This window comes from Stenotrophomonas africana, from assembly GCF_013004645.1.
GTDB lineage: Bacteria > Pseudomonadota > Gammaproteobacteria > Xanthomonadales > Xanthomonadaceae > Stenotrophomonas > Stenotrophomonas africana.
Map to the genome: position 1 here is coordinate 29,730 of NZ_JABEME010000008.1, position 14,127 is coordinate 43,856.

The 14,127-nt window shown below is 66.9% G+C and carries 15 protein-coding genes; 11 read left to right on the top strand and 4 right to left on the bottom strand.

What is annotated here, in order from left to right; translation table 11 throughout:
- Positions 1–118 precede the first annotated feature (118 nt).
- Positions 119–556 carry a DUF6165 family protein gene (locus HLA98_RS14435; protein ID WP_049403467.1) on the top strand — a complete coding sequence of 146 codons (438 nt, stop codon included), beginning with the start codon at positions 119–121 and terminating at the stop codon, positions 554–556.
- Between the two features lie 6 nt (positions 557–562).
- On the opposite strand, the gene HLA98_RS14440 is transcribed toward HLA98_RS14435, so the two are convergent.
- Both HLA98_RS14440 and HLA98_RS14445 read right to left on the bottom strand, forming a co-directional pair.
- Positions 563–1,240 carry a response regulator transcription factor gene (locus tag HLA98_RS14440; RefSeq protein WP_057499895.1) on the bottom strand — a complete coding sequence of 226 codons (678 nt, stop codon included), beginning with the start codon at positions 1,238–1,240 and terminating at the stop codon, positions 563–565.
- A gap of 190 nt (positions 1,241–1,430) precedes the next feature.
- Positions 1,431–2,003, bottom strand: a complete 573-nt coding sequence (locus HLA98_RS14445; RefSeq protein ID WP_032130335.1) for an OmpO family porin — start codon at positions 2,001–2,003, stop codon at positions 1,431–1,433.
- Between the two features lie 210 nt (positions 2,004–2,213).
- Here HLA98_RS14445 and HLA98_RS14450 point away from each other — a divergent pair, with 210 nt between their 5' ends.
- Together HLA98_RS14450 and HLA98_RS14455 are read left to right on the top strand one after the other, a co-directional pair.
- The gene (locus tag HLA98_RS14450; RefSeq protein ID WP_057499894.1) at positions 2,214–4,619 is read left to right on the top strand and encodes a S9 family peptidase; all 2,406 of its coding nucleotides are present in this window, start codon (positions 2,214–2,216) and stop codon (positions 4,617–4,619) included.
- Between the two features lie 91 nt (positions 4,620–4,710).
- Positions 4,711–5,070, top strand: a complete 360-nt coding sequence (locus tag HLA98_RS14455) for a DUF1428 domain-containing protein (RefSeq protein WP_005407745.1) — start codon at positions 4,711–4,713, stop codon at positions 5,068–5,070.
- 15 nt (positions 5,071–5,085) lie between these two features.
- On the opposite strand, the gene HLA98_RS14460 is transcribed toward HLA98_RS14455, so the two are convergent.
- Together HLA98_RS14460 and HLA98_RS14465 are read right to left on the bottom strand one after the other, a co-directional pair.
- Positions 5,086–5,775, bottom strand: a complete 690-nt coding sequence (locus tag HLA98_RS14460; RefSeq protein ID WP_057499893.1) for a hypothetical protein — start codon at positions 5,773–5,775, stop codon at positions 5,086–5,088.
- Positions 5,776–5,882: 107 nt separating this feature from the next.
- A complete protein-coding gene (locus HLA98_RS14465) occupies positions 5,883–6,776 on the bottom strand; it encodes a hypothetical protein (RefSeq protein ID WP_049448705.1) in 894 nt (297 codons plus the stop codon).
- Positions 6,777–7,267: 491 nt separating this feature from the next.
- Between HLA98_RS14465 and HLA98_RS14470 the strand changes: the two genes are divergently transcribed.
- The 8 genes from HLA98_RS14470 (at position 7,268) to HLA98_RS14505 (ending at position 14,006) form a co-directional block, all read left to right on the top strand.
- Complete coding sequence (locus HLA98_RS14470; protein ID WP_049448706.1) at positions 7,268–8,701, top strand: Do family serine endopeptidase; 1,434 nt, start codon at positions 7,268–7,270, stop codon at positions 8,699–8,701.
- A gap of 101 nt (positions 8,702–8,802) precedes the next feature.
- Entirely contained in the window at positions 8,803–9,168 is a 366-nt protein-coding gene (locus tag HLA98_RS14475; RefSeq protein ID WP_032128158.1) for a hypothetical protein, read from the top strand.
- Positions 9,169–9,176: 8 nt separating this feature from the next.
- Positions 9,177–9,647, top strand: coding sequence for a phage holin family protein (locus HLA98_RS14480; RefSeq protein WP_057499892.1), 471 nt, complete (start codon positions 9,177–9,179; stop codon positions 9,645–9,647).
- Positions 9,644–10,105, top strand: coding sequence for a hypothetical protein (locus HLA98_RS14485; protein WP_057499891.1), 462 nt, complete (start codon positions 9,644–9,646; stop codon positions 10,103–10,105). The genes HLA98_RS14480 and HLA98_RS14485 overlap by 4 nt, the downstream gene beginning before the upstream one ends.
- 67 nt (positions 10,106–10,172) lie before the next feature.
- Positions 10,173–11,282 carry an AI-2E family transporter gene (locus HLA98_RS14490; RefSeq protein WP_005411982.1) on the top strand — a complete coding sequence of 370 codons (1,110 nt, stop codon included), beginning with the start codon at positions 10,173–10,175 and terminating at the stop codon, positions 11,280–11,282.
- A gap of 91 nt (positions 11,283–11,373) precedes the next feature.
- A complete protein-coding gene (locus HLA98_RS14495) occupies positions 11,374–11,841 on the top strand; it encodes a hypothetical protein (protein WP_005407738.1) in 468 nt (155 codons plus the stop codon).
- 74 nt (positions 11,842–11,915) lie between these two features.
- Positions 11,916–12,635, top strand: coding sequence for an HAD family hydrolase (locus HLA98_RS14500; protein WP_129550589.1), 720 nt, complete (start codon positions 11,916–11,918; stop codon positions 12,633–12,635).
- Positions 12,636–12,638: 3 nt separating this feature from the next.
- On the top strand, positions 12,639–14,006 hold the full coding sequence (locus HLA98_RS14505; protein ID WP_049448717.1) for a leucyl aminopeptidase family protein: 1,368 nt from the start codon (positions 12,639–12,641) through the stop codon (positions 14,004–14,006).
- Positions 14,007–14,127: the final 121 nt, after the last annotated feature.

The following is a 14,127-nucleotide window of genomic DNA, read 5'->3' on the forward strand; positions in this document are numbered from 1 at the left end:
CTCGTCGAAGGCGGTCTTGCCGCCGGGAACGCAGTGTCGAGGCGGTAGCCGTAACGGATCGAGGGTGCTGCCGGGCCCGTGGCGCAAATTCGGCGTAAATCCCGTGAATCGGGGCCACATGCCAGCAGCGCGGTATCATGGCGCCCTGTTTCCAGGAACCAACCGCGTGGACGCCATCCTGACCCCGGTATCGATCGGCGAGCTGATCGACAAGATCACCATTCTCCAGATCAAGGCCGAGCGCATCGACGATGCGGCCAAGCTGGCCAACGTGCGCACCGAACTGGACGGCCTGCTGCCTTTGTTGCAGCAGCAGCTGCAGGCACAGCCGGCCCTGGCCGCGCTGCAGCAGCAGCTGAAGGCGATCAACGAGCGCATGTGGGACATCCAGGACCAGCTGCGTGACAAGGAAGCGGCCCAGGTGTTCGACGATGCGTTCATCCAGCTGGCACGCGGTGTCTATGGCACCAATGGCGAGCGCGTGCAGGTGAAGAACGAGATCAACCGCGTGGCCGGTTCGGCGCTGGTGGAAGAGAAGCAGTACCAGGGCGAATAGGCCCGCTCATCCGCAATCGAGCAGGTGCCTGATGCGGAACAGCTCACCATCGCTGTGGATGCCCAGCTTCTCGTAGGCGGTCCGCTTCTGCGTGCTGACGGTACTGGCCGTGCGCCCGAAGCGCCGCGCCACCTCCCCGGTGGTGCAGCCCTGCAGGACCAGCCGCAGCACCTCGCGCTCACGTCGGCTCAACGGCGTGAGCACCGGCGCCGGTGTGCGCCGCATGCGCGATCGGCTCAACTGCGTACGCAACTCCGGTGGCACGAAGCGGCCGCCACGGGCCAGTACGTCAACTGCGCGCCGCAGCATCTCCGGCGTGGTTCCCTTGGACAGGAAGCCACGCGCGCCGGCCTGCATCGCCATGGTGACTGTGCTCGCATTGCAGTGCGCAGACAGCACCAGCACCGGCAACAGCGGCCAGCGCCGCGACAACAGCCGCAACAGGGCCAGGCCCTGTTCGGGTCCGCACGGCGCCAGCAGGTCGATCAGCAACAGGTCAATGCCACCTGGCTGGCGCTGCAGCAGATCGAGCAGATCACCTTCGCGGGTGAAGCTGCCACAGACCTGCACGCCACCGTGCTGGCAAAGCACCACCTCCACCCCCAGACGCAGCACGGGATGCGGCGCCAGCATTGCCAGGCGGCGGGGCCGATCGAGGGGCAGAGCGGGAACGGCAGGCGGCATCACATGGATCCGACGGTACGAAGCGCCCACCGTAGGCCCGCGCCGGGAGCAGCGGAATCCAATTTATTGCAACGCAGCAGCGGCCCCGGAACATGCTCAGCTGCGGTTTCGGGTCGTCACAATGCAACAGGCCCGGCATGAGCCGGGCCTGTCGAGGCATCTTCAGCGCGCAGGCGCGCCGAGGCCGCAATTACCAGCTGAAGCGCGGGCCGACGGTGTATTCCTTGTCGCCGTCGCGGTTCATCTTCAGCTCGCCGTTCAGGCCCCAGTTCTGGTTCAGCTTGACCTGACCACCCAGGCGGCCGTACCACTGGCCTTCCGGATTGATGCCGTGCTTCTTCGAGAAATCTTCGTAGCCGACCATGCCGTAGACTTCGGCATGGGCACCGAAGGCGGTGCGGATACCGGCTTCAGCGCTGTAGCCGTTGAAGTCCAGGCCGTGCTTCTGGTCGCGCTTCTGGTAAGCAACGCGGGCAACGAAGTCGGTGGTCGGAGCGATTTCAACGTTGTAGCCGGCGCCGATCTTCCACTGGTCCAGCTTGATGTTGGTGTGGTCGATTTCCTGGCGGCTGTACTCACCGAAAGCGTGGAAGTTCGGCAGGAAGCCGTACGAACCCTTCACGCCCCAGCCGTCGGCCTTGAACGCGTCGATGTCGGTCTTGGCGTAGTCGGCTTCGGCGTAGTTGTAGGACAGGTTCTCAGCAGCCGAGGCGGTGAACGGCAGGGCAGCGGCCAGAGCCAGAGCAATCAGCGAATTCTTCATGGGGGTACACCTTTACTTTCTTATGGTGTGCAGCAGCGCCAGAGCGCCATCGCATCGGGAATGTAAATTCTCCGTTATTCGCCACAACGCTCCCTGAAAACAGCGGTCTTCGCATTGCTGAATTTTTTGGCTTGATTCAGGCTGCGTCTGGCATACGCGCGCGGCGCGCGTGCATTTGTGATTCGTCGTCGATTGCAACAGGAGGTTGCCTTGCACGTTTCCGATCCGCTGCTGATGCCTGTCCGCGCCGCCCTCGTGGCCTGCGCTGCCCTCCTGTTTCCGATCCACGCTGCGCACGCGCTGCAGGCGGCTGACTACCAGCGCGCCGAACGCGTGCATGACAGTCATCTGCGCGGTGCGCTGCGCAATGCTTCGGTGCTGCCCCACTGGCTGGCCGATGGGCGGTTCTGGTACGAACGCGAAGACGCGCAGGGCCGGCGCCAGGCGATACTGGTCGATCCAATCCAGGCTACGCGCCAGATCCTGTTCGAACCCGCTGCGCTGGACGCTGCGGTTGCACCTCTCGGTGCCGGCGGGCCACGCCTGCGCTTGAACAGTGTGCAGGTACTGGATGATGGCCTGCGCCTGCAGTTCAACGGCGAGGCGCCAATCAACTGCCAATGGCCACGCCTGCAGTGCACGGCCGCACCGCAGCCGTCGCCGCCAGCCGATGCATTGCCTTCGCCCGGCGGTGACGCCTGGCTGCAGGTACGTGATCACAATCTGTGGCTGCAGCGCTCTGGAACGGCGTCGCAGGTACTGACCCACGGCGGTGAGGCCGGGCATGGCTATGGCGTACTGCCGGACTTCACCCTGCGCGGCATTCCACGCCGTCAGGGCCGGATGCCGGTGCGTCCGTTCGCGGTCGGCTGGTCAGCGGACGGGCGCTACGTGGCCGGCATCCGCTACGACGAACGCGCGCTGCAGGACTACCCCTATCTGGAAAGCAGCCCGACCCACAGCGCGCGGCCGCGCGTGCATACCGTGAAGCTGGGGGTGCTGGGCGATGCACAGCAGGTCCGCGACAGCCTGTATGTGATCGATATCCTCAGCGGCAGGCAGCATGACATCGTGCTGCCCGAGGGCTGGAACACGCTCAGTGAGGCCGGCATCCTGGGTTGGGACGGTGATCGGTTGTATGCCGTGATCGCGCACTTCGGCACACCGCGCAGGCTGCGCCTGGTGGAGGTCGATGCCAACAGCGGTGCATTGCGCACGGTTCTGGAAGAAGCCAGCGACACTCGCCTGCAGCTCAACGTGTATTCCTACAACCGGCCCGCGGTGGCCATCCTGCCCGGGCAGGACACCGCTGTGTGGTTCTCGCAGCGCGATGGCTGGGGCCATCTGTACCGGGTGCGCCTGTCCGACGGCAAAGTGCTGCGCCAGCTTACCCGCGGCAGATGGGTGGTGCGTGACCTGCTGGGTGTGGACGCTGCGGGTGGCTGGGCGTACTTCAGCGCCGGTGGCGTCGACGGTGGCGACCCCTACGTGCGCGGCCTGTACCGGGTATCGCTGCAGGGCGGTTCGATCCAGCGCCTGGCCGCTGATGGCAACGACCACATGGCCGATGCCGGTACCGGCGCGCTGTTCGGGGCACGCGCGCCGCAGGCGCTGTCGCCTGGCGGCGGCTATCTGGTGGATACCGTTTCCCGTCTCGACCAGCCACCACGCACCGTGCTGCGGGCCAGCGATGACGGCCGTGAAGTGATGGTGCTGGAAACAGCCGATGACAGCGCGATCGTTGCTGCCGCCTGGCGCCCACCACGGCGCGAGCGGCTGCTGGCCGCCGATGGGCGCACGCCGATCTTCGCCACTGTCTACCTGCCCCGTGACTATCGCGATGACGGCAGCTTCCCGGTGATCGACGCGATGTACGGTGGTTCCTTCATCAGCAATGCGCCGGTGACCTACGCCGAGGCGGTATCTGCCTTGAATCCGGTGTCACGCGCCAGCCTGGCCGAACTCGGCTTCATGGTGGTCAGCATCGATGCGCGCGGCACCGGCGGCCGCGACAAGGCGTTCCATGACAGCAGCTTCCTCCGCGCCGCCGATGTGCAGCTGGATGACCATGTGGCTGCGCTGCGCCAGCTGGGCGAACGCTACCCGGGCATCGACCTGCAGCGGGTCGGCATCTATGGGCATTCGTTCGGCGGTTACAGCGCGGCGCGTGCATTGCTGCGCTACCCGGCGTTCTACAAGGTGGGCGTGGCCTCGGCCGGCAGCCACAATTTCCAGGGCATGTACGGCGGCGCGCTGCACGGCATGGACCGGCTGTTCGGTGGCGTGCTGCCAGCTACGGCCATGGCCGATGGCGTGCCGGCGCCCTTTGCCGGGCTCGACAATGCGGCACTGGCCGGCAACCTGCGCGGGCATCTTCTGCTGGTCTATGGCGAACTGGACGAGAACGCGCCACCGGCGCTGACCCTGCAGCTGGCCGCCGCCCTGAACAAGGCCCAGCGCAGCTACGACCTGCTGTACCTGGCCCGGCAGGACCACGAACTGTTCCGCAACGACGCCACCTACACGCACCGCATGTGGGACTACTTCGTGCGCCACCTGGCCGGCCAGCAGCCGCCGGATACGGTGCTGGCACCGCTGCCCGGTGGCCCGGGCTGAACAGGCGCACACAGGATGTCGATCCCCGACGCCCTGGTTCGTCGGGTACTTGAAGGCCGTGCATGCGGCACGGTCCATCCGGAGGCAGGCAATGAGCTACATCGATGGTTTCGTCCTGGCGGTGCCCACCGCCAACAAAGAGAAGTTCCTCGCCCATGCACGCACAGGGGATCCCGTTTTCATCGAGTACGGCGCGCTGCGCGTGGTCGAGTGCTGGGGCGACGACGTACCACACGGCAAGACCACCGACTTCTTCGGCGCAGTGAAAGCCACGCCGGACGAGACGGTGGTGTTTTCGTGGATCGAATGGCCGGACAAGCCGACCCGCGACGCCGGCATGAAGAAGATGATGGAAGACCCGCGGTTTGATCCGGCGACGAATCCGATGCCATTCGACGGCGCGCGGATGATCTACGGTGGCTTCGTACCAATCTACGAACTGACCCGCTGAACCCGGCGGACGTGCTCAGCGCGCGTCCGTTTCATCGCTGGCGGAGGCATGGCCGGCGCCCAGTGCGGCGCCGGCGCCGAGGCCCACACCGCCCATGCCGGCCCCCATTCCGCCACCGCCGCCTCCACCCGCACGACCGCCCTTGGCATCGCCGTCGTTGCGGCCCTTGCCACCGCCACTGGCACCGCCCGGCCGGGTCGGCCCCTGTGGCGGTATCTGCAGGTCGGCCGGAATCGGCGCCAGGTCCAGCGCTTCGCGCACGAAGTCGCGCAGCGAGACCACCAGTTCGTGGGTGTGCACCGGTCGCCCCTGCGCAAGATCGTTGGCAGCGCGCGCAGCCAGCCGCACCTGTTCGTCGGTGCCCAGCAACAGGATGTCCGACAGCGCCGCTTCAACAGCATCGCGGATGCGGCGCGCGCGATCCGAGCGGGGTTCGGCAATGCCTTCGGCATCTTCGCTCTGGCGCAGGTCACGGCGGTGGCTGGGATCCACGCCCAGTTCGCCGGTGAACGAACCGCCCAAGGTCTTGTAGGCCGCCATCAGCGTGCGCAGCCGTTCGTTGATCTGCCGGTTCTCGCGCTCGCGGCGCTGCTGCAGGGTCTGCATCACCAGCAGGCGGATGCCCACGCCCAGCAGGGTGATCAGGACCAGGCCGGCCAAGGTAGACAGCACGCCCTGCCAGGAACTGAAGTCGATACCACGCATGCACGGGGCTCCGGCGGGAAGAACCTGCATCTTGCCCCAGACCGCGCCCCAGAAACGCGAAAGGCCCCACCACCCGGTGGGTGGCAGGGCCTTCGGTCACGGCGCGATTACTTGCGCTTGGCGACCTTGCGCACGGCCTTCTTGGCCGGCGCCTTCTTGGCGGCGACCTTCTTCAGCGGGGCAGCCTTCTTGGCAACCGTCTTGCGGGTGGCGGCAACCTTCTTGCCCACTGCCTTCTTGGCAACGGCGGACTTCTTGCCGACCACCTTCTTGGCAGCAGCGGTCTTCTTGCCGACGGCCTTCTTGGCCACAGCAGCCTTCTTGCCGACAACCTTCTTGGCGACGGCGGTCTTCTTGGTGGCGACCTTCCTGGTGGCGGCAACCTTCTTGCCGACAACCTTCTTCGCAGCCACGGCCTTCTTGCCAGCGACCTTCTTGGCGGCGACGGTCTTCTTGGCAACGGCCTTCTTGGCGGTGGCGACCTTCTTGCCGACAACCTTCTTGGCGGCCGCGGTCTTCTTGGCAACGGTCTTCTTGGCGACGGCAGCCTTCTTGGTGGCGGCCTTCTTCACAGTAGCGACCTTCTTGCCGGCAGCCTTGGTGGCGGCCTTGGTGGTCTTCTTGGCAGCGGCGGCCTTCTTGGTCACAGCCTTGCCTGCAGCTGCCTTCTTCTTGGCCACTTCCTTCTTCAGGGCAGCGGCTTCGGCCTTGGCGTTCTTCTTGGCCGCTTCCAGCTTCTTCTTGGCGTTGGCAACGGTCTTGCCGACCGACTTGGCGGCCTTCTCGGCCTTCTTGGCAACGGTCTTCTCGACCTTGGCCACAGCCTTCTTGGCCTTGGCAACGCGGGTACCGGCAGCCTTGGTGGCGCGCTTGACGGTCTTCTTGACCGACTTCACGGCGTCTTCGGCGGCGTGGGCGATGGTCTCGCCAACGTTGGTGGCGGTTTCTTTGACGTTCTCGACGGCGTCGGTCACGACCGACACACCATTACCGTTGCTCATGTTGCCCTCCTGGGGGCCTTAAGTATCAAAACGGGGCGATGCTATACCGACATTGACGATCGTGGAACGGGGCACGCACCAGCAATCGCATCTGATGCGACGGCAATGGTGTAGCCCGCCACTGCTGCAGCAGTGGCGGGTTTACAGGAAACCCCTTTTTTTTAAGGACTACGCCACATCGACCGCGTGGTCGAAGATGGCCGTTGCGTGCCGTTGAACGGATGCAGCGTCCAGTGCGCGCTGTGACGCATTGCGGCGCCCTGTTGCGCGGAACTGCGCAAGTATCACTCTGTGTCCACGCGCCGTGCGATGGTCTTCGGTGGTGCAGGAATTGCCCCTGCGGGCGTCGCCACAGCCTTGTTGCCATCCTCCGCCCCCCCCTTCGCGGCCTGTGGTTTTCATGGCGCATTTATCCAGATCGCGACACACTCATTCAGCATGTTTTACCGTAGGGCCGAACCGTCCCCATCCACGCCAGCGAACCGACTCCCATGCGACCGCTTCCCACCCTGCTCACGCTCGCAATCGCCGCCGCCTTCGGTGGCTTCGTTGCCACCGGCATCAATGCGCACCTGGACAACCGGGCCGATGCCGCACCGCTGCCGGCGGTCGTGCCGACCACCGCTGCATTGCCGGCCTCGGTGGCCGGGCAAGCGGTACCGTCGCTGGCACCGATGCTGGAGAAGGCGATGCCGGCGGTGGTCAGCGTCAACACCAAGCAGGTGGTTCGCGTGCGCAACCCCTTCTTCAACGACCCGTTCTTCCGCCGCCTGTTCCCGGACATCCCGCAGGAACGCATCAACGAGTCGCTGGGCTCGGGCGTGATCATCGACGCCAAGGAGGGCCTGGTACTGACCAACCACCATGTCATCGACAACGCCGATGACGTACAGGTGACACTGGCCGACGGGCGCACGGTCAAGGCCGAGTTCCTCGGTTCGGACCGCGATACCGACATCGCGCTGATCCGCATCCCGGCGCAGAACCTGACCGACATCAAGCTCGGCAACAGCGACCAGCTGCGGGTGGGCGACTTCGTAGTGGCGATCGGCAATCCGTTCGGCTTCAGCCAGACGGTCACCTCGGGCATCGTCTCGGCGGTGGGCCGCAGCGGCATCCGCGGGCTGGGCTACCAGAACTTCATCCAGACCGACGCGTCGATCAACCCGGGCAACTCGGGTGGCGCGCTGGTCGATCTGCAGGGCCAGCTGGTCGGCATCAATACCGCCAGCTTCAACCCGCAGGGCAGCATGGCCGGCAACATCGGCCTGGGCCTGGCGATTCCGTCCAACCTGGCGCGCAGCGTGGTCGACCAGCTGGTCAAGCACGGCGTGGTGGTGCGCGGCACACTGGGCGTGGAAAGCCAGAACCTGACCGCGCAGATCGCGCAGGGCCTGGGCCTGGGCGAAACCCGTGGCGCACTGATCACCCGCGTGCTGGCCGGTTCGGCCGCCGCCGCTGCCGGCCTGAAGCCGGGCGACGTGGTGGTCTCGGCCAATGGCCAGCGCGTGGACAGCGCCGAGGCCCTGCACAACGTGGAAGGCCTGGCCGCGGTCGGCAGCGCGTTGACGCTGGACGTACGCCGCGAAGGCAAGCCACTGCAGATCAAGGCAACGCTGAAGGAACAGGCGCGCGCGGTCACCGGCGAGAGCCTGGACCCACGCCTGACCGGGGCCACCTTCGTCGATCTGCCCGAGTCACTGCGCCAGTCCGGAGTCGGCGGCGTGCTGGTCAGCGAGGTCAAGCGCGGCAGCCGCGCGGCCACCAACGGCCTGCAGCAGGGCGACATCATCACCGATGCCACGGTGGGCGAATTCGCCGACCTGGCCAGCTGGCGCGCCAACTTCCAGCAGCGCCCGCCGACCCTGGTGGTACGCGTGCTGCGCAACAATGGCCAGCAGCAGGGCCAGCTCGTGATGCGCTGATCGCCCTGCCGTAACACCCCCTATACCCCGGCAATGCTATTGCTGTCAGTCCAGGTCGGCACCGCCGACACCCGTTCCCCCATCGCAACAGGAGTGATTCGATGAGCCCCACCAATACCGAGAACCTGAAGGAACACCTGGGTGAAGCCGGTTCCCACCTGAAGCAGGCCGCGTCGGCCGCCGGCGGTGCGATCAAGGGTGCAACCGGCGCAGCCGGCGACGAACTGCGTATCGGCAAGGCCAACGTCAAGGCTGAACTGTCCGACAGCGCGCTGTCCGGCCTGGCTGCCGCCGAGTTCGGTGGTGCCGCCGCCAAGGAACAGGTCGACGCACTGATGGACAAGGGCAAGGACCTGATCGACAGCGCCGCTGAGCTCATCCGTGAACGTCCGCTGGCCTCGTTCGGCGTCGCCTTCGCTGCCGGCTGGATCATTGCCAAGCTGGCCCGCGGCAGCAGCGACAAGTAAGCCGCGGCGTGAGCGAAGACAACGCGCAAACCCCTGATCCAGCGGCCACCCCGCCGCTGGATGAGAGCATCCGTCAGGTCGGCGCGGCCGGTCGTGCCGCCGCCGATTCGGCCAAGCATTCGCTGCGATCACTGCGCCGGTTGGCCTCGGCCGACTTCGCGCTGGCGCGCAGCGCGTTCGGCCGTGCGCTGGCCTGGGCCGGCGTGGCGATCGTATTCGGTGCCTCGGCCTGGCTGCTGATGGCCGCCACCCTCATCGCCCTGCTGCAGAGCTGGGGCCTGAGCTGGCTGCAGGCCCTGCTGATCACCTCGCTGCTGAGCCTGGCCGTCACCGGTTATGCGATCTGGCGGGTGTCCTACTTCTTCCACCACACCGGCATGCACGCCACCCGGCGCCAGTTGTCACGCCTGGGCCTGTTCGACGAGCCCAGCGAAGACGATCCCGATGCCGATGTGCAGCTGCCTGAGGGCAAGCCATGAAGTTCGGTGCGCTGCAGCGGCGGGTGAAACGCTGCGAACAGGTGGTGACCGTGCGACTGGTCGAAACCCAGGACCACTGGTCCACGCTCAGCGACGTCTGGCGAAAAGGCTGGTCGCCGCTGCGCATCGTGGTGGTCGGCCTCGCCGGTGGCTTCATTGCCGGCAAACTGGAAGTCCCGGGCAAGGTCAACGGTGCCCGCTGGTTGCAGATGGTGGGTTCGGTCTCGAACCTGTTCGCCAGTGCGCAGGCCGCGTTCGCCACGGCGATGGCAGCACAGGCGGCGGCCACCGCCGACGATGCAGCCGAAGAAGCCGCCGACGCCAGCGAACAGGCACAGGCAGCGACCTCCGCTGCCGGAGCACGGCCGGCACCGGCACCACGCTCCGTGCCGGAGCCAGAACCGGACCTGCGCGGACCGCGTCCGGCCGAAGCGGCCACCGAGCTGTCCGAACGTTGATCCATGGAATCCGCCGCGCCGATCGCGGCCGGCGGATAATGCGCTCCCCTTTCCGGTTGATGCGTCGATGAGCGAGTCCCTCCTGTCCCCGCCACCGGCCGGCCCCGACGAGCCAGAGGCAGCGCTGCCACCACCGTCGCGCCCGCGCGGGCCGATGTCGCTGGTGGTGCTGGCGACCCTGGCGGTGGGCTACACGCTGTGGGCCGCGCAGGACATCATCCTGCCGGTGCTGCTGGCGATGTTCTTCGCCCTGGTCGGCAACCCGATCCTGCGCCTGCTGCAGAAGCTGTGGATTCCGCGCGCGCTGGGCGCACTGTTGATCCTCGGCGCCGGCCTGGGCGTGACCGGTTCGCTCGCCGTGCAGCTGATCGGCCCGGCGATGGAATGGGCGCAGGAAGCCCCACAGCAGCTGCGCAAGGTCGCCCGCCAGGTGCAGGACCTGACCAAGCCGGTGCAGCAGGCCAACCAGGCGGCGGAGAACTTCGCCCGTGTGGCCGGCGGTGACAGCAACCACAAGGTGCAGGTGATCCGCACCCAGCTGGACGACCCGTACCGCATGCTGACCCGTGCACCGCGGCTGGCTGCCTCGGTGTTGGCCGTGGTGCTGCTGACGCTGTTCTTCATGATCTACGGGCAGAGCCTGCAGCGCGCGGCGATCGCCCTGTTCCCCAACCGCCAGCAGCAGCGCTTCACTACGGACATCCTGCGTTCGATCGAACGCGAGGTCTCGCGTTACGTGCTGACCATCAGCGTCATCAACACTCTGGTCGGGCTGGTGTTCGCCGGCGTGCTGATGCTGCTCGGTATCGGCCTGCAGGAAGCGCTGCTGTGGGGCACGGTGGCCGCGCTGCTGAATTTTGCGCCGTATGTGGGTCCGTTGATCGGCGTGGCGCTGATGCTGTTGATGGGCTTCGTCGAGTTCCGCGACCCGCTGCAGGCCCTGCTGCCAGCGGCCGCCTACCTGGGCCTGCACACACTGGAAGGGCAGATGGTGACCCCGATCGTGCTGGGCCGTCGGATGAAGCTGTCGCCGCTGGTGCTGATCCTGGCGCTGATGGTGTTCGGCTGGGCCTGGGGCATGATCGGGCTGCTGCTGGCGGTGCCGCTGCTGGTGTGCATCAAGCTGGTGCTGGCACGCCTGGACGGCATGCAGGGCTGGGCACGCCTGCTGGAGTGACGGCATCAACAACGGATGGACGCAGGTGGTGGAACCAGAAACAGGGACGAAGTGGCAGACTATGACGCCCTACCCGGATGGATCCGCTCGGATGAACTCTCTCGCCACGCGTTGCCTTGCCTTGGCCTGCATTGCCGCTCCCGCGTTCGCCGCGACACCGCCGACTGCCGATCAGGCGCGCACCCAGCTTGCTGAGGCGGTTACCTGCAAGCGGCACCTCACGCCCATACAGTTCGACGCCATGGCCCGGATGCTGACACCGGCCCCGGCAAGGGTGCAGGACGGCGAATCCAGCGGCGAGTTCCGGCTGACCACGCCCTTGATGGTGCTGGGCCAGCCCGTGAACCGGCTGCAGTCCTATGACGGCGACAGCGGCGAGGATGGCATCGACAGTTTCACCGCGTACTTCAGCTCGGCCAGTGTGGAACAGGTCGCGGCACTGGCGAAGATGTCCGACCCGGTAGCAGGCACCTACACGAAGGAAGTTGGGCGGCACAACCTGGACGTGCAGCAGTTCGACGGCCAGACCACCATCGCCTGCTCGTACAACCTGCGCTGACCCGGCCCAGCCACAGTGCCCACCCGCCCGCCGCGTCGCATGAAAGCCCGCGCGGGCAGGGGTAGAATGGCGGGGTGAATTTCCCCGTCCAAGCCATCACCCTCGACCTTGACGACACGCTGTGGCCGTTCGCTCCGATCGGCGCCCGCATCGACCTGGTCCTGCACGAGTGGATGCGCGAACACAGCCCCGCCACGGCCGCGATGTATCCGGTGGCGGCGATGCGCGAACTGCGCGAACGCCTGTACCACGCCCATCCGCACCTCCATCACGACCTGAGCGCGCTGCGCCGGCTGACCCTGCACGAAGCGCTGCACACCAGTGGTGCCAGCCTGGAGCTGCTGGAGCCGGCGTATGAAGTCTTCTTCGCCGCGCGCAACCAGGTCGAGTGCTACCCCGATGCGATCGATGCGCTGGCGCGGATTGCCGCGCGGGTACCGGTGGCAGCGCTGAGCAACGGCAATGCCGATCTGGAGCGGATCGGCCTGGCCCATCATTTCGTCTTCCAGCTGGGCGCGCGCGAACACGGCGCGGCCAAGCCTGAGGCGAGCATCTTCCATGCCGCCTGCACCCGCCTGGGTGTTGCGCCGGCACAGGTACTGCACGTCGGCGACCATGCCGAAATGGATGTGGCCGGGGCGATCGCCGCCGGCCTGCGCGGCTGCTGGATCAACCGCGAAGCAGCCACCTGGACCCATCCGCAACTGCAGCCGGACCTGCAGTTCGACACCCTCACCGGCCTGGCCGACTGGTTGGATGCCAACCTCGACGCTGCCGCACCCCGGAGTACCTGACGCATGAGCGAGATCACTGGTTTCACTGCCGACACCGCCGCAGCGCTGCCGCTGTACGTGCTGGACCGCGAGCAGTTCGCGGCCTGGAAGGACGGCCAACCGGCCGCCACCCGGGCATGGCTGGCGTCGCAGGGCTTCACCGCCGGTGCCTTCACCACGGCGTTGCTGCCCGGCGCCGATGGCCTGGCCGGAGCGGTGATCGGCGTCGGTGATCGTGCCGATGCCTACAGCTATTCGCATGCCCCGCATGCCCTGCCGGAAGGCAGCGTGTGGCAGCTGGCCAGCGAACTGCCGGCCGCCGAACTGGCGCTGCTGCAGCTGGGCTGGGGCCTGGGCAGCTACCGCTTCGACCGCTATCGCAAGCGCCACCGTGCGCCGGCGCGCCTGGTGGCCGAGCCGACCGGCGAAGTGGCCGACCTGATCGCCGCCAGCCTGCGCGTGCGTGACTGGGTCAACACCCCGACCGAAGACATGGGTCCGCAGCAGCTGGAAGATGCCGCACGCGCGCTGGCCGATGCGCACGGCGCGCAGGTCGAGGCGATCACCGGCGACGAACTGCTGAAACAGAATTTCCCGGCCATCCATGCCGTGGGCCGCGCATCGCACCGCGCACCGCGCCTGGTCGTGCTGCGCTGGGGCAAGGACACCGATCCAGCACTGGTGCTGGTCGGCAAGGGCGTGTGCTTCGATACCGGCGGCCTGGACATCAAGCCGGCCGACGGCATGCGCAACATGAAGAAGGACATGGGCGGCGCCGCGCATGCCCTGGCCCTGGCCGGCCTGGTGATGGCACGCGGGCTGCCGGTACGGCTGACCCTGCTGGTGCCGGCGGTGGAAAACGCGATCGGTCCCGATGCCTTCCGCCCGGGCGAAGTGATCGCCACCCGCAAGGGCTTGAGCGTGGAGATCGACAACACCGACGCCGAAGGCCGCGTGATCCTGTGCGATGCACTGACCTTCGCCAGCGAGCAGAAACCGGACCTGGTGCTGGACTTCGCCACCCTCACCGGCGCCGCGCGCATCGCGCTTGGCCCGGATCTGCCGGCGCTCTTCAGCAATGACGACAGCGTGGCGCAGCAATGGCTGCAGGCTGGTGATGCGACCCGCGACCCGGTCTGGCGCATGCCGCTGTGGCGCCCCTACCTGCGTTACCTGACCAGCGGCATCGCCGATCTGGCCAACGCCGGCTCGCGCATGGCCGGTTCGGTTACCGCCGCGCTGTACCTGGAACGCTTCCTGGAAGACGGCCAGCGCTGGGCGCATCTGGACGTGTACGCCTGGAACGACGGTGAACGCCCGGGCCGTCCGGCCGGTGGCGAAGCGCTGGCGCTGCGTTCGGCGTGGGCAATGCTGAAGCAGCGCTACAGCTGATCGGGTGGGTGCCGACCGTTGGTCGGCACGCCGTCCCCGGAAAATCTGACGAAAAATTGAATTTCGGCCCCGGCCGGGTTCTGCGAGGATGTGTGGGTCGACCACCCACACGCTCCGTGAA

What these genes read in the sequence shown, in the direction of transcription:
- HLA98_RS14435 (WP_049403467.1), top strand. Translation starts at nt 119, where the DNA reads ATGCCAGCAGCGCGGTATCATGGCGCCCTGTTTCCAGGAACCAACCGC.
- HLA98_RS14440 (WP_057499895.1), bottom strand. Translation starts at nt 1,240, where the DNA reads ATGCCGCCTGCCGTTCCCGCTCTGCCCCTCGATCGGCCCCGCCGCCTG.
- HLA98_RS14445 (WP_032130335.1), bottom strand. Translation starts at nt 2,003, where the DNA reads ATGAAGAATTCGCTGATTGCTCTGGCTCTGGCCGCTGCCCTGCCGTTC.
- HLA98_RS14455 (WP_005407745.1), top strand. Translation starts at nt 4,711, where the DNA reads ATGAGCTACATCGATGGTTTCGTCCTGGCGGTGCCCACCGCCAACAAA.
- HLA98_RS14460 (WP_057499893.1), bottom strand. Translation starts at nt 5,775, where the DNA reads ATGCGTGGTATCGACTTCAGTTCCTGGCAGGGCGTGCTGTCTACCTTG.
- HLA98_RS14465 (WP_049448705.1), bottom strand. Translation starts at nt 6,776, where the DNA reads ATGAGCAACGGTAATGGTGTGTCGGTCGTGACCGACGCCGTCGAGAAC.
- HLA98_RS14470 (WP_049448706.1), top strand. Translation starts at nt 7,268, where the DNA reads ATGCGACCGCTTCCCACCCTGCTCACGCTCGCAATCGCCGCCGCCTTC.
- HLA98_RS14475 (WP_032128158.1), top strand. Translation starts at nt 8,803, where the DNA reads ATGAGCCCCACCAATACCGAGAACCTGAAGGAACACCTGGGTGAAGCC.
- HLA98_RS14485 (WP_057499891.1), top strand. Translation starts at nt 9,644, where the DNA reads ATGAAGTTCGGTGCGCTGCAGCGGCGGGTGAAACGCTGCGAACAGGTG.
- HLA98_RS14490 (WP_005411982.1), top strand. Translation starts at nt 10,173, where the DNA reads ATGAGCGAGTCCCTCCTGTCCCCGCCACCGGCCGGCCCCGACGAGCCA.
- HLA98_RS14495 (WP_005407738.1), top strand. Translation starts at nt 11,374, where the DNA reads ATGAACTCTCTCGCCACGCGTTGCCTTGCCTTGGCCTGCATTGCCGCT.
- HLA98_RS14505 (WP_049448717.1), top strand. Translation starts at nt 12,639, where the DNA reads ATGAGCGAGATCACTGGTTTCACTGCCGACACCGCCGCAGCGCTGCCG.